Origin of the sequence: Halorientalis brevis, from assembly GCF_042678165.1 — an archaeon.
GTDB lineage: Archaea > Halobacteriota > Halobacteria > Halobacteriales > Haloarculaceae > Halorientalis > Halorientalis brevis.
In genome coordinates, this window is sequence record NZ_JBHUDJ010000009.1 from 49,449 (window position 1) to 72,327 (window position 22,879).

Sequence of the window (22,879 nt, forward strand, 5' to 3'; positions counted from 1 at the left end):
GGCGATCCCCGTCGACCGACGCGTCGTGTGAGTGTCCCCGGGTCGACGCCGATACGTGGATCGTGAGACCCGACGCGTGCGACCGGAATTCCCGACGCACCCGCCCCGCAGCAAGAGGGGCGGTCCTCCCGGGCGGTCGTCCCTCTGACGGTCGCGCGGCGCTCGGCCAGGTCCAACGGGCCTCGCGCAAGTCGAGACCGCACTCTGTCGGCGGCTGGGTGGTGGCAAAGACCGTTCAGGCCTGTCCCTCGGTGTTGTGGTGAATACTTTTGTCACATGCGTGTAATTAGCGTATCAGGACCATGACTGTCCTCCGTGAACTGCGGACTGATCTCCACCACAGGTGGGAGGCGACCACGCTCGGCTTTGGGGTGCTGTTCGTGGCGCTCGTGGGTATTCAACTCTGGAAGCTGCTGGTCATGGAGACTGTACAGGTCATTGTAGATGGCTTTGGCTTGGGTTCAGTCCCGATGGGCACCACGTCGGCGCTGGTATCGCTCGTCGGACCTGGACTAGGGGCACTCGTGTACGTTCGGTATCGAAAGCTCGACCTCGGAACGTCGAGGCCTCGGAACGGGACGTGGCCGATTGCCCTGGCGGTGATCTTCGCGCCGGCGCTACTCGCTGCTGCCGTCTCTGCCGTGGGGAACGCCATGTTCGGCGTGTCGCTGAGTGCGATCACACAACAATGGGTTAGCCCGCAGGTCTCCGCAGAGTTCGTGCTGCTGCACCTCGTCCAACCGGACGTCTTCCGCGGGATCGGGGAAGGCCTCCTGATCTGTGGGGTCATCTACGAGTCTGTTCGCAGTTTGGTTGGAGACGACGACGCGACCGGCTTAGCAGCCTTGTGTATCGGCTACTATTGGCTCATGCCCTGGGCACCGATCGACACCATCCCACCGAGTCTCACCGACAGCATCGTCTTCGCGATGACAGTCCTGCTCACCGTTGCGTTCGGGGTGGCCGTGGGCGTCCTGTATCAGACACTGGCTGACACCCACCAAACGAACACACTGTCTCGCCGTCACATCCCCGTTTTCGGGGTTGCCTTCGTCAGCATCCTTAGTGTCACGTCTCGTCTGACCACGTTCCCGCACAACGTTCACCATCTCCTCTGGATTCCAGTCCTCGGCCTTGCTGTTCTCGGCTACGCTCGGACGCGGTCGGTGTGGGTGGCCGTCCTCTCACTCGTGGCCTATCAAGTCGCAGTCCACGCGATCGTCTTGGTGGAAGCCACACTTGGATTGGCCGTCGTGTGATTCGCTCGATAAAGGGCAACGCTCTCTAATCACGTTGGGAACCGATGGCTGAGTCACTGCCTCCTTCGGATGCGACCGGCGGGTAGTAGTAGCCGATTGCGATCATGGTCGTCGCCACCGAGACGACGAGGAGATCCGCGAGCCACCCCGGATACACGCCTGTCAGTTTCACGGCGCTCAGCGGGACGACCCAGCTCATCGCAAAGGCCAACAGCGACCCACCGAGCAGCCGCGTTCGAGCAGACTGGAGGAATGCGGCACCGAACGTCGCGACGCCTACCGCGAAGGCAGCCAGTAGCGTGAAGAAGACGACGTCGACACTGACTGGGAGGACGGTCACCTGGGGGATCGGCGCCCCAGCGAGCGCCAGGCCACCCCACGCGACCAGGACGACGGTCCCGACCGGGAGCGCCGCCACGAACGTAATGCCGACGAGCGCCGACGTCGGGGTGCGGGCAACGAGGTAGCGATACGATCCGAGCACCACCAGCGGGACCAGGGCGAACCCGATTCCGAACGGGATCGACGTGACCAGCCAGGAAAGCGGCACGCCGCCCAGACTCGCCCCGTAGAGCCCGCTCACGGCCTCGACGATGAGGACGGCACCTGCAATTGCCAGGAGCCGGCCGGTCCAGATCTCGATCTCGTCCGATCGGTATCTAGCGAGGGACATGCCTGCACTTCAACACGTTCTCGGATAAATCTGCGGTCGTGGGGGGTGGGAAGATGCGGCCCAGTTCCCTGTTCGCCTCATCACTGATGCCGTGAATCGGCTTAATCTGGTAGAATGCGGGATGGCCGGATTGAGTACCCGATGTTCCGCTCTCCGTTGATCAGTACAGGAGATAGACATATAGCTCAGTAAAATGAGGTCGACTATTAGTTGGCGAGTTCCGGATACTCTAACTGGAGCTCACCATCGAGCGTGTAGTCACTGCTGAGAAATTCACTGCCTGCGAGGTCAATTGTCACGTGGATATTGAGCTGTGTAGCCGTTTCTGATTCTGGTATGACAATAAGATCGAGTGTGCTAATCGTTTCATCGGCCAGGTCGTCCAAATCGGTGATCTCAATCACCGTTCCGAGAGCTTGGTCAGGCGTATAGAGTGAGAGCGATGGTGGTGGAGAGCTATCTCCTTCAACTGGCGAAATGACAGCGACCTTTGCGGGAGATTCCGTTGCTATTTCTGGCATCCATATTCTCAGCTTGATGGATTTTATATTTGTTCCGTCTCGGTGTGGAATTTCTGTTGAGAGGTCGATTCGATTGGATACTACGCTTCCATCGACACCGAAATCGCCTACCTCTTCATCATTCGACGTAAAAATGAGACCCTTCTTTCCAGGTGACTCAGTATGCACAGTCGGGTCCGAGAGGGTTTGGTTTCCTGCTATCGTATTACAGCCTGATGTTGCCATAATTCCAGCACTGCATATTGACGCGAGGTACGTCCGTCGTTTCATAGAGACACCAAACAGGTCTTCCTGTAAAAATGGACTTGGGCGCTTTTGGTCTACCTCTGTGGCAACTGATGGTAACTACGCATGCACAGTGAGCACCGAGTATGCTGCCCGACCGGTCAGTACAGGCCATCAATCCAGCAGACAGGTGAGTTCGTATCAGTAGACGATTTTGATTTATGATTACAGGTGCCCGGAATCCCACAAGTAGAGAAGAGTATATACAGAAAAGAATACAATAACCTGAATTAGCCTCGGTAGGCTCCCTGGTTCAGGACTCTCTTCGAAGGGCACGATCGCGATAGTGGCGACAATGAGCGAAATGAGGAGAGACAGTATGTTCTTACCAAATGCTCGGACCATGCTCGTATCTCTCTCCATGTATTGCTCTAACCAAATACGCGCAAAAACACCTGCTATGTGATGTTTTTCTAACCGTCGGCACAGTGCATTTCTCGGTGGTCAATCCGCAGGCACAGTGAGCAGCGCTGGTCTGCACGTCCTGCGCCATGTGGGTGACAGCTGCCGGCAACCCGTCCCCACCGCCCGCAGCAGGAGGTCGATCCCTTGGGTCGGTCTCACGGCCCTCGCGGGCGTCGAGCCCGCACTCTGTCGGCGGTTGGGCGGTGGGGAGTAGTGTGGGGTGTCGCTTCGGAGGTTCGCGCTGTGGTGGGCCCCGATGCTGGCGAGGTCGGACGGGGCAGGTGCGACTGGAAGCGCACAGCTCCGCCGGGACCGTCAGTCGTATCGGAGTCGGTCAGTACAGGTGAGATACACATCAGAATATCTCGCGTTTGAATCACATCTCGTCAATTACAGCGAGTATCGCGCAGCCAATTATGACTGTCACCCCTGGAAATAGGACCATTAATACGGTTTCTGCCAATGGTTCTGAAATTAGGTGAACGCCAAAAAGCCAGTAAAAAAGGGCACCGAGGAACGCAAAAACTGGAGACCCTACATAGACGTACCACCTATTGTTCCACGTCTTGGAACCGAGTAGTTTTCCAACCAAGACATTCCGCATACAATAGTAGATAGATCTCTGTCAAAAATGAGTTTCGCTAAGTAAGCATGCACAGTGAGCAGCGACGGTTCGATTCCCCTGCACCACGTCAATGACAACCGACCGCCCTGCCGCCCCGCAGCAGGAGGGGCGGTCCTCCCGGGCGGTCGTCCCTCTGACGGTCGCGCTGCGCTCGGCCCGGTCCGGCGGCCCTCGCGCAAATCGAGATCGCGCTCCCTCCCAGTGGCTGAGCAGTGGGCATCGGTATGGGGTGTCACTTCTGAGGGCCGCGCTGTGGTGTGCCCCCGATGCTGGCGTGGTCGGGTGGGGCAGGTGCGACTGGCAGCGTACAGCTCCGCCGGGACCGTCAGTCGTATCGGAGTCGGTCAGTGCAGACTGTCGACCAATCACAAAGTACACTTGTGCAACAATTCCTCCTCCGTATGACGATGGAAAGAAACGAATTGGTCCAAGTCCTTACCCTCTGGTTTGTGGTGTTGATTTTCATTCAGACAGGATCTGGGGCCCCAGACAATCAGATCCGAGAAGCTATCGGAATCTTCGCAGTATCACTGATCCTTCTCCTCCCGCTGTGGATCATCATCGAACTTGCCTCGGGTTTCCTTGCGGGAGAGGGATTAGGTGAGAAAGACGTTCAGTTCGCTGGCGCAGTGAGCATGTTCCAGATCACATCCGGTTCATGGGCGAGGCCGGTCAGTACAGAAGAGGAATTCAGTGCCCGTGACCGAGAAATCATAACGATTACAACCAAATTCGTCACTTATTCAGACCATGAGTGAGGGCTCAGTGCCGAAGCTAGTTGTCGACGAGAAAGTCGAGATAGCTGTGTCCTTGATGGGAATTCTAGCGGTCTGTGCAGCCACCTACTACGTGGGAAAGACTGGGAACTGGGAACCGCTGTCCGCGATATCTATTGGACTTGCACTCATCGTCTTGTTCGTCACGTCTGAAGAGTAAGCACACGCAGTGACCACCGGCGTCTGCATTCCGCGCTCACTCGACGGGTGGGTGGGCACCAGCGTGCTCGATACCGTGCGTCCCGCCGGCTGTGGCAGGGCTGCATGTGATCGCTGTCCGTGGCTGCGGGCACGGCGCTGGCCCGTTGGCTGGGTGCTGTTGGTGTGACGGCCGTCCGTGAGTGCCGTCGCTGGCATCCGTGTGTGAGCCGGCCTCGGAGTTTCACTCGGTACGGGGGGTGTTCTGGTCGGTGTGTTTCGGGACCACTGACTCTCGTGAAATGTGGGGGGTGGTGTGTGCCTGGCGGGTCCGGCGCGAGCAGTGCATCGGGACGTCCCCGTTGGGTCAGCCCGGTGTGGTCTTACCAAACAAGCCGTGGGGAGTCCCCTGTCGTGTTTGGTAAGATCGGTAGTGCCGGGCTCGTCTGGTCTGGGGAGCCGTCGCTTGCTGGTGGCGGCTCGAATTGGGGTCAGCGGGAGTGTGTGATGACCTCTAAGAGTAATTTGCCGACGATCAGGGGGTCGGTGTCCGAGTTGTGGAGTCTCGATCCACCCTCCCCCAAAAATTTCCCGACATGCCGTGTTGTTTCAATCCCGTCGTGGGTTTTCTCCCTGCTTCGACCGAGTTGCGCCTTGACCTGTCTGGGCTGCATCCCGTTTCAATCCCGTCTTGGGTTTTCTCCCTGCTTCGACAGGAGATAACGCCACAGTAACACGTGTCCGTCGCCGATACGTTTCAATCCCGTCTTGGGTTTTCTCCCTGCTTCGACAGTTTCGTGACGCCGAGGAAGGGATCGAGTAATGCTGTTTCAATCCCGTCTTGGGTTTTCTCCCTGCTTCGACATTTGCAAATTCTTCTGGAAATTCGTCTTAATGCGAGTTTCAATCCCGTCTTGGGTTTTCTCCCTGCTTCGACTTTCTTGCGTGTGTGGTTGCGGTCCAGCCTCGACGATGTTTCAATCCCGTCGTGGGTTTTCTCCCTGCTTCGACGAGTGCTCGCATCCGAAGCGCGCTTCGCGCTGGACGTTTCAATCCCGTCGTGGGTTTTCTCCCTGCTTCGACGACGTACGGCACGTCCGGGACCGGCGAGTTGAAGTTTCAATCCCGTCTTGGGTTTTCTCCCTGCTTCGACTGGACCTCAACATTTTCCTCCGAACCACACGCTTTGCAGTTTCAATCCCGTCTTGGGTTTTCTCCCTGCTTCGACCGTCGAGTACCGCATGATCCTCGAAGACGAACTGGAGGTTTCAATCCCGTCTTGGGTTTTCTCCCTGCTTCGACGGACCTGATCGACGATCAGGGTGTCATCGCCGGGTAGTTTCAATCCCGTCTTGGGTTTTCTCCCTGCTTCGACGCAGCGATAGCGCACTGGAACGTGACCTCGGTCTGTTTCAATCCCGTCTTGGGTTTTCTCCCTGCTTCGACATCACCGTCCTGGACGTCCACGGGCAGCCAGTGTTGCTGTTTCAATCCCGTCTTGGGTTTTCTCCCTGCTTCGACCAAACAACTGCCCGGCTCCGTCGACGACCTGAAAGAGTTTCAATCCCGTCTTGGGTTTTCTCCCTGCTTCGACCTCGTCGATCACTGGCCGGTATGAGCAAAAGATCAAAGTTTCAATCCCGTCTTGGGTTTTCTCCCTGCTTCGACCCTGACGGGACTGCGCCTGACGTCGGCGACGATGGAGTTTCAATCCCGTCTTGGGTTTTCTCCCTGCTTCGACCCGAGCGAAGGGGCTGGACACCGTCCTCGACGTGTTTCAATCCCGTCTTGGGTTTTCTCCCTGCTTCGACATCTCTGGGTCAACGAGACGCGAATGCGGGGACAGGTTTCAATCCCGTCTTGGGTTTTCTCCCTGCTTCGACCTCGGCACACATGAGAATCGGGAACTGCATTAGCGTTGTTTCAATCCCGTCTTGGGTTTTCTCCCTGCTTCGACCGAGCAGGCCGACGAGCGCGGGCGCGAGTAGCACAGTTTCAATCCCGTCTTGGTTTTTCTCCCTGCTTCGACTTCGACCTGACAGACATTCACGGCAGGCTGGTCACAGTTTCAATCCCGTCTTGGGTTTTCTCCCTGCTTCGACAATCTCGGAGCACACGCTTCTTTCTCGACGAGATCGGGTTTCAATCCCGTCTTGGGTTTTCTCCCTGCTTCGACGACTTCGGCGACGAGGTGCGCTCACGTCTCAACAGCCGTTTCAATCCCGTCTTGGGTTTTCTCCCTGCTTCGACGATACAGTGACGGTGGGTTCTGCTGTAAGCCACGTTGTTTCAATCCCGTCTTGGGTTTTCTCCCTGCTTCGACGACCGCAAACGCTGAGACGCCGTCCTCGGGAATCTGTTTCAATCCCGTCTTGGGTTTTCTCCCTGCTTCGACGGCTGGAACGCGGGGCCGTCGCCGGCTTCGACGTACTGTTTCAATCCCGTCTTGGGTTTTCTCCCTGCTTCGACCCGCCTGCGGAGCTGACCTCGACGAGCTGCTCGATCGGTTTCAATCCCGTCTTGGGTTTTCTCCCTGCTTCGACGACAGCCCCGTTCCAGTCACGGCCCGGAAGGTCGAGTTTCAATCCCGTCTTGGGTTTTCTCCCTGCTTCGACTTGGCCGAGACGGTTCACTGGCGCGTCGAACTGTTTCAATCCCGTCTTGGGTTTTCTCCCTGCTTCGACCTTAGGTTCCGGACGCCACTGATACGCCGATACGAATCGTTTCAATCCCGTCTTGGGTTTTCTCCCTGCTTCGACGTAGGCGAGCGGCGGCGCCGTGAACCCGTACAACTCGTTTCAATCCCGTCTTGGGTTTTCTCCCTGCTTCGACCGACACGGTCGTTCTCGCTGTCGGCGACGAGGATGGTTTCAATCCCGTCTTGGGTTTTCTCCCTGCTTCGACACGATCGATCGATCACGCTGACGCGCCCACCCGATCTGTTTCAATCCCGTCTTGGGTTTTCTCCCTGCTTCGACCTGCAACCGCTGTTCTTGGCCTTGGTCCAGGAAACGTTTCAATCCCGTCTTGGGTTTTCTCCCTGCTTCGACGCTACGTGCCGACGCGCGACTCGACCCCCGAGCACGGTTTCAATCCCGTCTTGGGTTTTCTCCCTGCTTCGACAAGGCGATTCAGAACTCATACGAAAAATTGCTGATGTGTTTCAATCCCGTCTTGGGTTTTCTCCCTGCTTCGACGCCTGCCGAGGTCGCTGACCAGTCTTTCGCTTAGTTTCAATCCCGTCTTGGGTTTTCTCCCTGCTTCGACGGGACGACGTCCATCTCTTCGTGCTCGCGCACGAGGTGTTTCAATCCCGTCTTGGGTTTTCTCCCTGCTTCGACTTCGTGGCTGGTCGTCAGCGCCGCGGGAGAGTGTCAGGTTTCAATCCCGTCTTGGGTTTTCTCCCTGCTTCGACGCCCCTCGACGTCGTCGCTCTCAGGCGGGTCCGCATCGTTTCAATCCCGTCTTGGGTTTTCTCCCTGCTTCGACGACGCGGATGAGCATCTTCCCGGTGTCGTCGAGGCGTTTCAATCCCGTCTTGGGTTTTCTCCCTGCTTCGACACCCGTCCTCGCGGCCACGAGTCACAAAGTCGGCGTGTTTCAATCCCGTCTTGGGTTTTCTCCCTGCTTCGACCTCCGGCGGCGCGTGCCCTCGGTCGGGACGAACCCTTGTTTCAATCCCGTCTTGGGTTTTCTCCCTGCTTCGACAACCCAGACCAGACGACCGAGGAGTACCACCTACGCGGTTTCAATCCCGTCTTGGGTTTTCTCCCTGCTTCGACGAGGACTTGCGTCAGCGTGTCGTCACCCTGGCCGTGTTTCAATCCCGTCTTGGGTTTTCTCCCTGCTTCGACGACGCAGGAAGACTTCGCGACGGTCGGCCAGTCAGGTTTCAATCCCGTCTTGGGTTTTCTCCCTGCTTCGACGTATCCATCTTCACGTCGTGGGCGACCGCCTCGATGTTTCAATCCCGTCTTGGGTTTTCTCCCTGCTTCGACGTCACGCCCGCGGCGTCGGCCACCGTATCCTGTGTCCACTGTTTCAATCCCGTCTTGGGTTTTCTCCCTGCTTCGACTGCTCCAGGCCGACCGGAAGGGCATGGTCGTGGAGTTTCAATCCCGTCTTGGGTTTTCTCCCTGCTTCGACGCGTTCGTCACGGCCGCCGTCACCGGCATGTTCGCTATGTTTCAATCCCGTCTTGGGTTTTCTCCCTGCTTCGACCTCTCGCGAGACTGGGTCCTCGCAAACTTCAGCGAGTTTCAATCCCGTCTTGGGTTTTCTCCCTGCTTCGACGTCACCCCCCAGCCTGTCGGCCCATTCAGCAATTACCTGTTTCAATCCCGTCTTGGGTTTTCTCCCTGCTTCGACCGCTGTATCCTTCCCAACGAGTATCGCCGTCATCTGAGTTTCAATCCCGTCTTGGGTTTTCTCCCTGCTTCGACCTGACCGCTGGCGGACTGTTGAGTCGCACGCGTGGCGGGTTTCAATCCCGTCTTGGGTTTTCTCCCTGCTTCGACATACTCGTAAAGAGCACCATCGCGCCGGTCAAAAAGTTTCAATCCCGTCTTGGGTTTTCTCCCTGCTTCGACAGGGGGTTGAAATACAGCTATAGCGGTCAAAAACCTTTCTCACCTGCGCATTTTGCCAGCCGACTACGTCGACCTGGGCTGTACACGGACTTCAAAAAGGTCCACGTAGTTACGACCCGTCCCGCAACAGCAATTGTCCGGTCAGCGTCACCGCAGCATACTTCGTTTTCCCTTCTTTCCAGGTCTCGACGATCCCCTCGTCTGCAAGTGCTCCGACGTGCCGGGTGACAGTACTCTTCGAGTGTCCTGTTCGCGCAGTGACTTCCGGAATCGAGAGCCCACCGTCTACGGCCGCGATCGTCTCCAAGGTCTCGACCGTCGGGTCAGGAGTGGTTGCCGTCAACCGGGGCAGCGACCACTCCTGCACCGTCCCATCGAGATCGCTGAAGAAGAGCGCAGCAGAGAGCAATCGAACGTGCGTGATTGCAGCCACGACGAACGGCACTAGCACGTCCCTGGCACCACCACCGAGCGTGACGATACACTCCCCCTCTGCAGCCTGAATGAGATCACTGCACTCCAGCACAGCCGTCGAAAACTCCGTATGGGAAATCCGTTCCGTGGTCAACGAAATGTCCGGTTCGATCTCCTGAACCAGCCGCTCGACGTCGTGTATTGCTTCGACTGCCCGTTCGTGATCTTCCGCCACGTCCGGTCGTATCAACACGACCTGATCACCGGAGTCGATGCCGCGGCTCAACAGCGGTCGCGTGACACTGGTGCTGTTGAAGCCGATCGGTGAGATGTACGTCCGCATTACCCGGTTATTGTGCTGACCCACCTAAGTAGTACTGTTGCACAGAACTGGGATTAACACACGTAAAATTTTGATTGCATGAAATTGAAATCATCCCACTGATGGGCAATATTTATTGGATGGGTGGGACAACAGGTGTAACAGAGACGTGATATCCGACCAAGCAGTCCAGTCGACTAATGCGTTGCGCCGGATCGACGTGACGGCGCATCCCAGGTCACGGTTCCCCGTTCCCGTGTCCGACGGCTATTCCGTGTATTCGGCCCTCCTTGGTGTGTTGGAAGACGTCGATGCGGAGGTGAGTGCCCACGTCCACGACTCACCGCTCGGGAGCCTGCACAACAGCGGGCTTCAAGGTGTGTTCGCGGATAGCGACCGGGACTTCCACAAGACGCTGCTTCCTGATGAAGAGTACCAGTTGACGCTGGGCATCGTCGACCCGGCCGATTCCGAGATCTTCCAGACGCTCGTGAACGCGCTCGTCTTGCAGGGAGATACGATCGAGCTCAGTCACGGCAGCCTCCAGGTCGATAGTTTCGAGAGCTCGAATACGACGCACGAAGAGCTGGTTGCAGCAGCCGGCGAGTACGAGGACCCCACGATCGAGTTGTGTTTTCAGACGCCGACGTGCATCGAGTTGGCGGGTGACGTTACGACAATGTTCCCCTCCAGATGGGCGGTGTTCAACTCACTGCTAGGGAAGTGGAATCGATCGTGTCCCGAGGAACTGCAGCTGGACGTGGAGAAATCAGCGGTCGAGTCCCAGGCGATCGAAAAACCTGATCCGGAACAGCAGGACGGATACTGTTTCGACACGCACAGCCTGCTCGTTAATCGCGTCGAAAACGACGACGGAAAGACCCGAAATCTCTTTAGCCAGGGATTCACGGGGACCTGCGCGTACGAGTTCAAAAACGCGGATGAGAGCTTGCGGAACGCGTTGGTTGCGGTGGCACTGTTCGGGGAATACTCTGGTGTGGGGAGTTCAGTTGCGAGAGGCTGTGGCAATGTGGAGGTGACAGTTACTAATGGCGGATAACCGCTCGGAAGAAGAGGTGTTAGACTCGATTCTCGGAAATCTTCACTCTCAGACTGGTGATGAGGCCGGAATCGAAGGCTCGATAGAAGAATCCATCTTGGAGGACTTCCGGACGTCAGTAGATCCAAAGATCGTCGACGCTGGATGGGGCTTCGAGACCGCCAAAAGCGTTGAACACGGGAAGACAGATCAATCGCTCCTCAATCACGTCCGAAACGGCGTATTCGTTCTGGCGCAGATGAACGATGTCGTTCGGTCGCTTGGGGGCTACACTCTTGACGAAGCGGATCTTCGGGCTGCAATCGCGTTGTTCACCATCCATGATATACACAAACTAGACCCTGAGCGAGACGCAGATCCAAACAGCCGCTTCGACATTCCCACCGAGGAAGTCCAACGGTATGTCGATAAGTTCGGGCTCGCCGATTTCGCACCGGATCTCACCCCCAAAGACTTCCGCTCGTGTGCGATTGATCATCACGACGACTGGACGGCCAATCACGATCAAACGACGCGTCGGTTTGACGATCTGCGCCCGTTCGTACGCGTGGCAGACGGCCTGGCCTCATGTGATACTCCAGAAGCGGCGACAGACGGCTCAGTTCAGACAGCGATAGACCGTGCATATCTCAAGTCGGACTTCGAACTTCGCCGCCACGTCCTCGACGATGTGAAAGGAATCCTGACGAACCTCCTCAACAGCGCGATTTCCGAATGTCTCGGTGCGTTCGAATACCACCCGCTGGCTATCTATCAGGATGGGTGTGTGTATCTCGCTTCTGAGGAGGCGGAACGACCTGAACTCGATCAGAACCTCGTCAAGGAGATTATAGATCAGCTTAAGGAAAACGTACAACAATCACATCCTGCCTTTTCATCGCCGAGTGATCTAAGATCGAACCTGTCTACACGTTATGCCAAGGATTTCTACGGAATCAATGATCAGGACTTCTTTTATGCGGGTTCTGACACTGTTCTCGCTGCTGTGGCTCAGGAATCTATCTCAGATGCTGATCCAAATGATGAGCCAACAGAGAATATGGCAGAAACAATGCAGGAGCTTGAGAAGTACATCCCATCTGATATTGAGCGTTCCCGTCGACCAGTCGGGCTTGCAAGGTTTGTATATACTGTACGCCGTTCTTTCGTTGATCCCATAATTTCAGACTCGGAGTCTCGACTGGAAGCGACATGTGATATCTTATCTGTCTCTGATGAAATCTTGGAGGGGTTGCTAGCCGCTTCTGAGGACGATGAAGACGATGAGGTGGATCTATCATTGACTGCTGGAGGGAGATGGGACTACGCCTATGGGATTGGGCAATTTTTGCTAGATGAGGGTCTGACTGATCCTGTTGATTTGAAAAAGAGGGCTAGTTCAGGTCTTAGTCGATATGATGAAAATTGGGCTGATATCGTCGAGGAATCCCATGCGGGGAATCTTCGATCGGAACTCGCAGCGTATGTCTCTGATGTGGTGTCGATCGACGGACGACCGCTGCCAGCGAGTGATAATGAACTCAGTGATCCCTTCGAAGAGTACCACTCAACCAGGCGGGGAAAGACGTGCGTCCTCTGTAACAGGGGTACCACGAGTACGCGAAAAAGCGACCTCGAGGCCCCGAAGTCGCTGACGACGCTCCAGGCCGGGTATTCAAATCACGTACCCGTGAATGCCGGGAAGCCTGATGATCTTCTCGCATGCATTCCCTGCCAGATCGAACTCTCCCTGCGGGAGACCGGGGCGTCTGAAAGGGAAGGCGGGAGACTGTTCGTCCACTTGGTTCCGGACTATTTCTACACCCCGCTATCGTGGCGCTCTTACAGCGACGTGATGAGTCAGTTCAGTGGAGAAAGCAAAATCGAACTCGGACGGTTGGCTGAAGCGGTACTATGGCTCACCGGCGACCTTGATGTGGCGGACGTCGATGGATTCGAGAGTGCGCTGTTCGACACGGATACCGGCCGCCAGATGGCTGAAATGCTCGATCAAGGGTTTGATCCAGGCTCCCAGTTCGGCGCTCGTACGCTCGGGTACTACAAACCGGAGGACAACGAGACGGAGTTCCAGTTCTTCGGAGTCTACGTCGGTCTCGCAGTCGCAGCCTACGCCGGTCTGCGCGTGTATGTCTCCGAATCGCCGATCCCTGATATCAAGGGCCGTGACTTCCGGAGTTACGCTCGCATCGGAGCTGGATTCACGCAGGTCCACGACTTCTACGGGAGCGAGATTCGCCTGTCTGAGTTAGCATCCCGCCTTCGGGCCGCGTCGGCACTGATCAAACTCGGTTATGGCACCGAACGAAATGACGCGCTGTTCGCGAAGTTCCTTCGCGTGACTCGGAACCAGTTGCTTCCCGGATCCCATCTGCTCAAGCGCATCGCGCAGGCCGATGATAGCAGTGACGCTCGCTATCTGCTGGAGGAAGCGCGAGTGCTGGACCAGGAAACCGGTATCGAATCGACAACCAGTGAGACACAAACATCAAACGAATGAAAGAGACGAGTGATACGATTTCGGAACTCGCAGTGCGCGCATTTGATGTCATCCGCCCCGCCCCGGGCAACGACAAACCATATGCGATCGAACGCGTGTTCCGTGAGAGCGTCAAGGCAGTCAAGCAGTTTGGCCCACTGGATATTTCCCGGCAGGACGCGATCGACGCTGTCGCCGGACGAGTTGGGAAAGTTCCAGAACGGAGTGAACAGGTGTATCGCGTTCCACACGAGGACAGTGACATTAGCGGCACCTACGACGAGCGCGTCGAACGGTACGCCGAGTTCTTCGTCGATGAAGTCCTGATCGGGATGTTCGACGGCAAGCCATCCCGATTGAAACGCCGAGCCAATAATCTCGCCGACGGCTTCTACGCGGCGACTCTGCGCCTGCAGCGTGAACAGTTCGACAACGATTCCGAAGATACTGACGACCAATGATCGACCAGAATACCTACCCCGAACTTGAACCCGGTACCGTTCCCGCAGACGAGATGACGCTCCGCCCGCGGAGTAACTTCGTAAATATTCTCGTCTTGCGCGAACTCGAAAGCCACGCCGTCTTCACGACGAACGGCGAGGATGCCGACATCGCGACAGTGGCACTCGATGCTGAGGACGGCTCGATGGACTACGCCCCTGGATTGATGTTCATGCGAAAACAGACTGGGAGCGACCGCCGGTTTGGAAAAGCTCTCCAGCGAGATCTAGGTCTCTTCGATGAAGATGAGGACGAGTGCACGATGCAGGTCAACGAGATGTGCCAAGACTGCGTTGACTGTATCCTCTATGGGAGTGCCGCGAGCAGCGATGAAGGCAACGACGTGTCGATCACCTCTCGGGTGATGTACGATACGGCCTATTCGCTTCGGGACGCCAGCGTCGTGATCGACGAGAAGTTCCAGAACGCCCCCGGTGATGACTACGCCAAATCCGCCGAGGCGACGATCCGGGAACCAGACTTCTTCGAGCCAGGAACGATGTTCCCCAGTGTGGTTACACTACGAGACGCCACTCCTGCGGAACTTGCCTTCGTACTTGGAATCACAGCGAAGAACAAACGCTACGGGGCTACTACGTCGCGGCTGGGCCGCGTCAAGAACCGCATTCTCGGCGTCTACGTTGGGAGCGAAGAAGGACCGGCGAACCTCGACCTCACCCGGGAAACGATCGCTCGACTTCGGGCAGACGATGAGACGGACTATGAAACAGTGTCGGACATCGTGATGGCCGAGGCGTTGGATCCATCTCGCACAGCTGAGCATGTCAGCGATGCGTTCGACGCGGCGATCGACACAGAGGGTCTCGATCTGCAGCAGGTCTCTAACGAAACTGTAGACAGCATCGTCGATGTCGCAACCAGCGACGACCTTGCCGAGGTACTCACTGAACAGCGCGATCACTCGACGACGTTCCTCGATCAAGCGGAGTAGAGGGATGGAGGTTCTCGAAGCGACTCTCAGGACGCGGGGTGAAGTCACCTTCACGTCGCGTGAGGTCGGACGGCTGGCAGACACCGGGACTTACATCCTCAACACGGCCCTCTACTACGCTCTGGGGCTGGCAAGCGGTCGCTACGTGGATACATCGTACGAACCCACCTATGTTGAGGACACTGCTGACGTCACTAGCGTGTACGTCTCGCCTGCAGCGCCAGTTTCGGGAACGACACCGAACTACGTGACGACGACCTACAATGCGACAAGTGACGAGTACGCGGAAGTGAATTATTCGGCACAGGACGATCCGAACGCCAAACAAAACCTGCCTTCGTACGGGCGGCGTCGATCACTCGCACACGGAACACCGCTTAGGTTTTTCGTCATCTCACGTAACCACGCTCCTAATAAACTTGCTGAGCGGTTGCCTCGGTACATCAGGTTAGGGAAGAAACGGGGTAAAGCTCGACTCGACATCCAACGCCGATCCGCCAGCAAGCAGACCGGAAAGTTTCAACTGAACCATCCGATTGGAGCGTACGATTATCCCGATCCTCCTGAGGGAAACGTCATCACGAAATCGATGAAGCCGACGCCGCTCGTGATCCAGGGTGATTACACGGGCGAATACATCAGAATCGATCGAGGGGACAACGACCAGGTCTGTTTCCCAACAGGTCTCACATTCCTCGAAACCAAACGATGACGAGTCTCGAACTCGCAGGTGTTGCCTTACGGACCCACGACATAGCCTATCCCTTTGACGTATCTCCGTTTGCTCACCAGAGAGAGCTGCAGCAATTGTTCGACGATGCCAACCGATTCGTTGCCGTCAATGACAGTCCGACAGGCGGGGGAAAAACATCATCATGGCTAGCCCCTGTGCTCGCTGACAAGATCGATGCAATCGCGATCTATCCGACAAACGCACTCATCGCGGATCAGCAAGAGGCTATCCAACGGCAGGCCACGACGGCAGTTGATCACGACGTAACGGTGATGAAAGTGACGTCAGCGACGCTGTCCGAACAAAGTAAGGACTTCGGGCCGAATTCTCACGGTGCAGTTCTCGACGATTGGCTCAGACAGGCGGGACGATACAATGACCAGCGGATTCTCCTTACGAATCCAGACATCTTCGTGATGATGCGCCGTGGTCTCTACCGAAAGGGATCACGTGAGTACAAGGATTTCGAGGTAGCCGTCGTCGACGAGTTCCATCGCGCTGGTCGGAAAGAACAGAACACACTCCGGTTTCTCCTTGACGAGATGCAAACAGAAGACGAGGAAATCGTTGCGCTCCGCAAAGTAGCGTTTCTCAGCGCTACGCCCGATCAGCGTCAGGAGCGATTGTTTGAGGATGCGATGGAAGCCCCGTACTTCCGCGTGACCGAGCACGACAGCCGAGAACGGGCTTCGTACACAGAATCACCGGACGATGGCTGGTACGGCGTGATGCCACCGGTCAAACTCGACGTGCGTACTGCTCCAACTTTCGGTACTGCAGAGACACTGCTTGAGGAACAGGAAGACACGCTCGCATTCTGTCGAGGAGACCGGACAGTCGTCATGCTGGATGGTATTCACGAAGTCGGACGAATCCATACGTGGCTTGACGAAGAGATCGATGGGAACGTCGAACGGATCGACGGGTTCTATGAGGAAAACAAAGCCGAAAAACTGGACCGGTTCGACGTACTGGTAAGCAACTCTGCAGTCGAAGTGGGTATTGATTTTGAGGTCGATCAAATTCTGTTCGCTGGTCACAACCGAGATAGTTTTCTGCAGCGACTTGGGCGACTACGATCGGCCTCCGACTGGAAACAGGCGCGATGTTACGTTCCTCGAACAATCGCTGACTGCTTGTCGGAGTACGGGGAACGTGTTGTCACCCGAAGCGAACTCGACGATATCTTGGCTGCGGCTTATCCTGAACCACGGCAGCCCGAGACATTCGATGCACGGTATTCGGCGGCCGAGGGGTTTGAGCATCTGGACGATCGCCTCCAGAATGCACCCCCTGACGAACAGCAGGCGATCAAGCAGTCGACGCTTGATCGAATTGAGCGGCACTTCGGCGTCGGTTCTGGGGCCGGTTTTTCACTCCGGGACATGGAAGCGTTTACAGACGCGCTTGATTGGCGTGTCCTGACGGCCTTACAGTGGTATCGGGGTGACAACATTCAGGCACTGGTCTACGATCGAACAAGAGATCGCATCACCACCTATGACCTGTTCTACTTGCTTCGATATGGCGACGTAGAGTTTGTTGATCGAAATACCTTCGAGCAGTGTGCTCCACCGGATCAGAGATCAAAGATCGATCGGCAAGAGCGCTACGTCGACGGATTCTGTCTATATGACGGAACGATAGAGACAAACGATGAGGGATTTGGCCGAAACGTGTACTTCACGGGAGCTGTGCTGAACGCCTGGATAGACGGTACGTCGAATACCAGTCGGAAGCCACAGATCCAAACCGGGCTGCAAATCGATGTCGATCCCAACGACACTGGTTCTCGCGTCCCGTCTGTGACGAAGGTTAACGAGAGTCTTCGTGAACGTGGACAGAACTCTATCGACGACGAATCTGGGCTGTTGTGCTATGCCGTTAGTGGAACTCCAAACCGGGTGAAACGGCAGTATGAACTCGACGACTTCTTCTTCCTCTATCCGATTCGCGTTCAGAACGAAGACCTCCATAGCCTCGCTGTTGGCACCGATGCGCTCTATCTGCATTGTCACGTTCTTGAGCAGGAACAGCAACTGACCGGTAATGACGACCAAGAGTTCCTCAGTGGTCTATGACGAGAGCCAGCTTTCGAGACGAACTCGTTCACGTAAGTGCGTTACAGGAATACGTGTACTGTCCACGCCGGTACTACTACCAACGGTATCACGATCAGATTGGCACGCCGTACGAACTGGCCGATGGACGTTCAAAACATGCTGCTCAGGCACAACGTGGCGGCTGGACTACTGAACAATACTTCCGATCCGACGAGTTGGGGTTACACGGGAAAATCGACCTGATAGAGAGCGACAGAGGGACACTCACCCCAATCGAACGGAAGCGAGCCGAAAGCGGGGACTACTACCCGAGTGACGAGGTACAGATAGCGGCATATTGTCTGCTGCTCGAAGATGCTATCGACGAATCAGTGAATGTTGGATACATCTATCTTTACTCGACTGATGAACGTCATGCAATCCACATTACAGACGAACACCGCCGCACGGTAACCGAGATTATTTCCCGGATTCAATCAATGACCGTTGACACAATCCCTTCGTTCACTGACAACCCATCGAAATGCGAAGCGTGTTCGGCACGCTCGTATTGCATGCCCGAGGAGACGGCGATCCTCGAACCAGAGAAAGCCCGCGGAACCGGGTGGGAGGGTGAAGTATGAAAGCGACTGAAGGCATGTTCGACGAGTCGGTCGTCTACGTCACCACACAAGGTACGCAGGTTCGCAAAGACGGCGGTCGAATCGTCGTGTGGGACGTCGACGGTGACGAGGGCGAACTGGCCACCTTCCCCACCGAGAAACTCGACACGATCAACGTCTTCGGTGGTGTGAACTTTTCGACGCCGTTCGTAGCCGAAGCGAACGAACACGGAATCATCCTGAACTACTTCACCGAGAACGGGCAGTATCGAGGGAGCTTCGTCCCGGAGAAGAACACGATCGCGGAAGTTCGACGGGCACAGTACGCACTCTCCGAGACGACCGAGCTGGATATCGCGGCGGCGATGATCGCAGCCAAAATCCGCAACGGCAGAACACTGCTTTCCCGCAAAGGCGTCCACGGGACAGATGTGCTGAAGGATCTCGGTGTTCGAGCGACCAACGTTACCTCTAAAGATGACCTTCGGGGTGTCGAGGGAGAAGCCAGCGAACGGTACTTCACCCGCCTCGACGAGACGCTCACTGACGGGTGGACGTTCGAGAAACGGACGAAGCGGCCACCGGAGGACCACATCAACTCGCTGTTGTCGCTGACCTACGTCTTCATGAAAAACGAGGTGTTGAGTGCGCTCCGGCAGTACAACCTCGATCCGTTCCTGGGTGTGCTGCATGCCGACCGACACGGTCGGCCGTCACTGGCACTCGATCTTCAAGAAGAGTTCAGGCCGATCTTCTGCGATGCCTTCGTGACACGATTAGTGAATCGGGGCGTCATCACGCACGACGAATTCACCCAGGACAATCACCTGGCGGATGATGCGTTCAAAACCTACTGCTCGAAGTTTGACGAGTTCATGCAGGAGGAATTCACACACCCCTACTTTGAGTACACCGTCTCACGCCGCAAGGCCGTTCGACAGCAGGCGATCCTGTTACGGAAAGCGATTACTGACGAACTGGACGAGTACCACGCACTCACGTTCTCAAAATAACGATGCGCCTGGCAATTGCGTACGACATCAGCGACGATGCGAACCGTCGACGAGTGTATCGAACGCTTCAGCGATATGGGGCGTGGCGACAGTACAGCGTCTTCGAAGTCGACGTCTCCAAGTCTGAGCGAGTCGAGCTCGAAGACGAACTCGAATCGCATATTGAACCGAGCGATGGTGACCGGATCCGGATCTATCGCCTCTGTCAGTCGTGTCTCGATGATACGACGGACCTTGGCGAGGATCCGCCGAGCGAGCAATCCAACGTGATCTGATGCTGGTTACGTGGACCTTTATGAAGTAGCTGTACAGCCCCGGTCGACGTAGTCGGGTGCTAATTTGCGGGACTGAGAAAGCTTTTTGAGCCATATAGCCGTATTTCGACCCCCTGTCGCGACGGGCAGAAAACCCAGTACGGGATTGAAACCGCGGATGTCGCCGCTGCTGACGCCGGCGAGGCGGACGATGGTCGCGACGGGCAGAAAACCCAGTACGGGATTGAAACGCGTTCGCTTCTGTTTGATGTACCGGAGTTCCGTCGCGACGGGCAGAAAACCCAGTACGGGATTGAAACGCCGATCGATATCGTTCGGCACATCTCGATCGTAGGTCGCGACGGGCAGAAAACCCAGTACGGGATTGAAACTCAATAACGACATTGAGGGTGAAAGCTTCGAACCTGTCGCGACGGGCAGAAAACCCAGTACGGGATTGAAACGATCAGGACGCGTCGCGATAAACTCGCGGATCTCCGTCGCGACGGGCAGAAAACCCAGTACGGGATTGAAACTCGCTGACTGCGCTCGTCTCAAAGGTCCCGCTCAAGAGTCGCGACGGGCAGAAAACCCAGTACGGGATTGAAACGGCGTGAAACCCCACACTATCGAGGGCGACCCTGTCTTGTCGCGACGGGCAGAAAACCCAGTACGGGATTGAAACACCATCTTTTGTTGGCGAGGATACGACCGAATAACCGGGTCGCGACGGGCAGAAAACCCAGTACGGGATTGAAACAACGTCACGTACTACTTCGACGCGAAGCCCGCAACCGTCGCGACGGGCAGAAAACCGGTTCAAAAATATCTGATGGTAGCTTACTGCTCAACCACAGCCATGCCGTGCCACCAGTCGCTGCGTGGGCCGGCGTGTTTGAGCGTCAGTCCGTATTCGCCGAGAATGCTGTTCACGACGGCTGGAACCCCGTCAGTTCGGAGCGTCAGTTCCAGCGTCCACTGGTCAGTCGGATCGACGCTCGGGGCGATAACGTCGACCCCGATCACCGCGGGGACGGCTTCGAGTTCGTTCACGGCGTTGTGGGCACGGTGGCGGGCTTCCACGCGGCAGTTCATGCCGTCGCCTCCTGCGCAGAGTCCTTCGCCAGGTTGTAGCGGATGTCCGCCGCCTGCGCCTTCGCGGCCTGGTGGCGGTCGTGCGCTGGCGTTGCCGTGTTCCACCACTCGTCGATCCAGCCGCACTTGTCGTCGCGAACGTAGTCGATCCAGTGCTGGACGGCCGGCCGGGCGAGTTCCTCCGTGTGGACGACGTCGCCGTCGACGGTGACGTAGAGCGTGGCCCGGACGGGGTCCCAGCGGTGGCACCGGCCGCGTCGGTCGTAGCCGATGACGCCGGCTCGCTGTGCAACAGATTTTTCTCTCGAAGTGTCGTTGTCTGTCATGCGTAGCTTCCTACGCGAACCCTGCTCGCCGTGTCCCTAGCACGGTGGGCAATTCACATTCATCCAGTGTAATCGCCCAAGAGCGACGTGTTCGCGTATCTAATTAATGTGCCGCCACCACCATAAACTCTTTGACGCGGAACAACATTCAATGGAATAATGAGCGTGACTGACCCCGATAAGGTGGGTGAATTGAGCTACGAGAATATCAAGCGGTTGTTTCGCATCTCGGAAACGCCTGTTCTGACTGCCCCGGAGATTGCAGAGACATTCGGAATCTCCACCCAGGCAGCAAACTACCGGGTGAAGCAACTCCACGAGAATGGAGAAGTTGGGAGAAAACGAGTCGGCAGCTCGGCTGTCGTTTACTGGCTCTCAGATGATTGACGCCATTCAGAGAGCGTTTCTCCTACTTTCTGCTTCCCAGCCGGAGTCAACCAATAGACGACAGCAGCTGCGCCGACACGCTTCGACGCGATCAGATCATTTTCTTCGAGTTTGTTGAGTCGCTTATTGACTGCCTGGTTCGAGATCGGCAAGTTCTCAGTCACTTCTTTAGCTGTGAAGACCGGATCAGGGAGCAGAGCAGCTACGCGAAGAAATTCATCATCGGGGATCGAGCCGTCGTTTGTCGGCACTACCTACACTGCAGCCCGGAGCTTAATAAATATCTGAGCATTGTCAGAAGTTGATGCGCATCACCCATTGTTCCGGAACAACTACATGGTTCGCGATTAAAATCGAGCATAGTCTCGACGCGGTGGCACCGTCGCCACGCTTCAGAAACGGTGGCGACCTGCCCTAAACAGGCCGCCGCGTGAGGCTCCCGACGAGGCAGAAGCCATGTCAGCCTACGATATCGAGGGGCTTGAAACCTCTCACCGACAGTCGATAGTATCTCCACAGAATCTCCAGATCCCATTAACCAACATCCAACTTACTACCCCGACTCTGTTGGTTAGAAGTGTTGCCACACTTCCCGCCAGCCACGGTGGTCAGGAGGCATCATGACAGAGCCATCCGACGACCCCGAATGTTGCCCCATTCCTGACGATACACTCACGGCTGAGGAAGTATCTCTCACCAAGCAACTCCTCGCCGAGTGCCAGCAGCTCCGCGAGACCGTCGAAGCACAACAGGAACTCATCGACAAGCAACAGCAGACGATCACCGACCAGGTCAGCCGGATCAACGCCCTGGAGGAACGCGTCGCCGACCTCGAAGCCGACAGCGAGAAGACGCGGGACATCGCCCGGAGTGCGAGCGCCAAAGCCGAGCAGGTTGCCGCCGACACAGACCAGCAGGAGGATGCCGAGCAACTCCCCCAGGGCGTCGAGCCGTCGTCGTCGCCACTGGATTTCTTTGCGAACTGCCGGCAGTCGAAGGCGAAGGAGCTGTTCGTCGAGGACAGCAATCGGTCGAACACCTACCGCGCGATCTGTGTGGCGAAACGCTGGCCGGAGTTCGCCCAGCGACGGACCGACGGGAGCGGGATCTTCTTCACGCGGGACCACCTCGAAACGGCTCTCACGGCGCACCTGGGGGAGTCACCGCATCGCCAGACGATCCACCGGGTGTGGGATCAGTTGCAGGAGTTGGGGGGTGACGACGTCCGGGTGAAACGCCGGCAGGTCAGCCGGTCACAGGAGCCGAAGGAACTACTGACGATGGACATGGCAACGGCCGAGGGGCTGCTGGACAGTCGGTATCTCGGGTTGGATCTGTTGGAGGCGACCGCTGGGAAAACACGGACGGGTGGCGTCACGCCCGTTGTGACGGGGGTGACCGGCTGATACC

At 56.7% G+C, this 22,879-nt stretch carries 20 protein-coding genes and 2 CRISPR repeat arrays; of the genes, 14 read left to right on the plus strand and 6 right to left on the minus strand.

Annotation, left to right across the window (positions count from 1 at the left end; genetic code table 11):
- Nucleotides 1-302: 302 nt before the first annotated feature.
- A complete protein-coding gene (locus tag ACFR9U_RS14535; RefSeq protein ID WP_247381645.1) occupies nucleotides 303-1,259 on the plus strand; it encodes a hypothetical protein in 957 nt (318 codons plus the stop codon).
- Nucleotides 1,260-1,284: 25 nt separating this feature from the next.
- Here the strand turns inward: ACFR9U_RS14535 and ACFR9U_RS14540 are convergent, their stop codons facing one another.
- On the minus strand, nucleotides 1,285-1,932 hold the full coding sequence (locus ACFR9U_RS14540) for a hypothetical protein (RefSeq protein WP_247381643.1): 648 nt from the start codon (nucleotides 1,930-1,932) through the stop codon (nucleotides 1,285-1,287).
- Between the two features lie 206 nt (nucleotides 1,933-2,138).
- Nucleotides 2,139-2,723, minus strand: coding sequence for a hypothetical protein (locus tag ACFR9U_RS14545; protein ID WP_247381641.1), 585 nt, complete (start codon nucleotides 2,721-2,723; stop codon nucleotides 2,139-2,141).
- Nucleotides 2,724-4,175: 1,452 nt separating this feature from the next.
- On the opposite strand from ACFR9U_RS14545, the gene ACFR9U_RS14550 reads away from it, so the two are divergent.
- Nucleotides 4,176-4,526, plus strand: a complete 351-nt coding sequence (locus ACFR9U_RS14550) for a hypothetical protein (protein WP_247381638.1) — start codon at nucleotides 4,176-4,178, stop codon at nucleotides 4,524-4,526.
- The gene (locus ACFR9U_RS14555) at nucleotides 4,519-4,704 is read left to right on the plus strand and encodes a hypothetical protein (RefSeq protein ID WP_247381636.1); all 186 of its coding nucleotides are present in this window, start codon (nucleotides 4,519-4,521) and stop codon (nucleotides 4,702-4,704) included. Before ACFR9U_RS14550 ends, ACFR9U_RS14555 begins: the two co-directional genes overlap by 8 nt.
- A 584-nt stretch (nucleotides 4,705-5,288) precedes the next feature.
- Nucleotides 5,289-9,271: a CRISPR direct-repeat array (repeat unit 37 nt; unit sequence GTTTCAATCCCGTCTTGGGTTTTCTCCCTGCTTCGAC).
- Nucleotides 9,272-9,380: 109 nt separating this feature from the next.
- On the opposite strand, the gene csa3 is transcribed toward ACFR9U_RS14555, so the two are convergent.
- Nucleotides 9,381-10,028: a CRISPR-associated CARF protein Csa3 gene (gene csa3 / locus ACFR9U_RS14560; RefSeq protein WP_247381634.1), complete on the minus strand. Its 648-nt coding sequence runs from the start codon at nucleotides 10,026-10,028 to the stop codon at nucleotides 9,381-9,383.
- 274 nt (nucleotides 10,029-10,302) lie between these two features.
- On the opposite strand from csa3, the gene cas6 reads away from it, so the two are divergent.
- From cas6 to cas2, 9 genes are read left to right on the plus strand one after another with little or no spacing between them, the layout of a single operon-like run.
- Nucleotides 10,303-11,067, plus strand: a complete 765-nt coding sequence (cas6, locus tag ACFR9U_RS14565; RefSeq protein ID WP_379814625.1) for a CRISPR system precrRNA processing endoribonuclease RAMP protein Cas6 — start codon at nucleotides 10,303-10,305, stop codon at nucleotides 11,065-11,067.
- Entirely contained in the window at nucleotides 11,057-13,564 is a 2,508-nt protein-coding gene (gene cas10d, locus ACFR9U_RS14570) for a type I-D CRISPR-associated protein Cas10d/Csc3 (protein WP_282594423.1), read from the plus strand. Before cas6 ends, cas10d (ACFR9U_RS14570) begins: the two co-directional genes overlap by 11 nt.
- Entirely contained in the window at nucleotides 13,561-14,004 is a 444-nt protein-coding gene (cas10d, locus tag ACFR9U_RS14575) for a type I-D CRISPR-associated protein Cas10d/Csc3 (RefSeq protein ID WP_282594422.1), read from the plus strand. Before cas10d (ACFR9U_RS14570) ends, cas10d (ACFR9U_RS14575) begins: the two co-directional genes overlap by 4 nt.
- Complete coding sequence (cas7d, locus tag ACFR9U_RS14580) at nucleotides 14,001-14,996, plus strand: type I-D CRISPR-associated protein Cas7/Csc2 (protein WP_247381630.1); 996 nt, start codon at nucleotides 14,001-14,003, stop codon at nucleotides 14,994-14,996. The genes cas10d (ACFR9U_RS14575) and cas7d overlap by 4 nt, the downstream gene beginning before the upstream one ends.
- 4 nt (nucleotides 14,997-15,000) lie before the next feature.
- Nucleotides 15,001-15,708: a type I-D CRISPR-associated protein Cas5/Csc1 gene (gene cas5d, locus ACFR9U_RS14585; RefSeq protein ID WP_247381627.1), complete on the plus strand. Its 708-nt coding sequence runs from the start codon at nucleotides 15,001-15,003 to the stop codon at nucleotides 15,706-15,708.
- Nucleotides 15,705-17,810 carry a type I-D CRISPR-associated helicase Cas3' gene (gene cas3 / locus ACFR9U_RS14590; protein ID WP_247381625.1) on the plus strand — a complete coding sequence of 702 codons (2,106 nt, stop codon included), beginning with the start codon at nucleotides 15,705-15,707 and terminating at the stop codon, nucleotides 17,808-17,810. Before cas5d ends, cas3 begins: the two co-directional genes overlap by 4 nt.
- Nucleotides 17,807-18,415: a CRISPR-associated protein Cas4 gene (gene cas4 / locus ACFR9U_RS14595; protein WP_247381623.1), complete on the plus strand. Its 609-nt coding sequence runs from the start codon at nucleotides 17,807-17,809 to the stop codon at nucleotides 18,413-18,415. The genes cas3 and cas4 overlap by 4 nt, the downstream gene beginning before the upstream one ends.
- Nucleotides 18,412-19,407: a CRISPR-associated endonuclease Cas1 gene (cas1, locus tag ACFR9U_RS14600; RefSeq protein ID WP_247381621.1), complete on the plus strand. Its 996-nt coding sequence runs from the start codon at nucleotides 18,412-18,414 to the stop codon at nucleotides 19,405-19,407. Before cas4 ends, cas1 begins: the two co-directional genes overlap by 4 nt.
- Before the next feature lie 2 nt (nucleotides 19,408-19,409).
- Nucleotides 19,410-19,682: a CRISPR-associated endonuclease Cas2 gene (cas2, locus tag ACFR9U_RS14605; RefSeq protein ID WP_247381619.1), complete on the plus strand. Its 273-nt coding sequence runs from the start codon at nucleotides 19,410-19,412 to the stop codon at nucleotides 19,680-19,682.
- Nucleotides 19,683-19,797: 115 nt separating this feature from the next.
- Nucleotides 19,798-20,421: a CRISPR direct-repeat array (repeat unit 37 nt; unit sequence GTCGCGACGGGCAGAAAACCCAGTACGGGATTGAAAC).
- A gap of 80 nt (nucleotides 20,422-20,501) precedes the next feature.
- Here cas2 and ACFR9U_RS14610 read toward each other — a convergent pair.
- Together ACFR9U_RS14610 and ACFR9U_RS14615 are read right to left on the minus strand one after the other, a co-directional pair.
- Nucleotides 20,502-20,756, minus strand: a complete 255-nt coding sequence (locus ACFR9U_RS14610) for a hypothetical protein (protein WP_247381618.1) — start codon at nucleotides 20,754-20,756, stop codon at nucleotides 20,502-20,504.
- Nucleotides 20,753-21,082, minus strand: coding sequence for a class-II aminoacyl-tRNA synthetase family protein (locus tag ACFR9U_RS14615; RefSeq protein ID WP_247381617.1), 330 nt, complete (start codon nucleotides 21,080-21,082; stop codon nucleotides 20,753-20,755). Before ACFR9U_RS14615 ends, ACFR9U_RS14610 begins: the two co-directional genes overlap by 4 nt.
- Nucleotides 21,083-21,241: 159 nt before the next feature.
- Between ACFR9U_RS14615 and ACFR9U_RS14620 the strand changes: the two genes are divergently transcribed.
- Complete coding sequence (locus tag ACFR9U_RS14620) at nucleotides 21,242-21,469, plus strand: winged helix-turn-helix domain-containing protein (protein ID WP_247381616.1); 228 nt, start codon at nucleotides 21,242-21,244, stop codon at nucleotides 21,467-21,469.
- On the opposite strand, the gene ACFR9U_RS14625 is transcribed toward ACFR9U_RS14620, so the two are convergent.
- The gene (locus ACFR9U_RS14625; RefSeq protein ID WP_247381615.1) at nucleotides 21,448-21,720 is read right to left on the minus strand and encodes a winged helix-turn-helix domain-containing protein; all 273 of its coding nucleotides are present in this window, start codon (nucleotides 21,718-21,720) and stop codon (nucleotides 21,448-21,450) included. The two genes, ACFR9U_RS14620 and ACFR9U_RS14625, sit on opposite strands and share 22 nt — an antisense overlap.
- A gap of 369 nt (nucleotides 21,721-22,089) precedes the next feature.
- Between ACFR9U_RS14625 and ACFR9U_RS14630 the strand changes: the two genes are divergently transcribed.
- On the plus strand, nucleotides 22,090-22,875 hold the full coding sequence (locus ACFR9U_RS14630) for a hypothetical protein (protein WP_247381614.1): 786 nt from the start codon (nucleotides 22,090-22,092) through the stop codon (nucleotides 22,873-22,875).
- Nucleotides 22,876-22,879 lie beyond the last annotated feature (4 nt).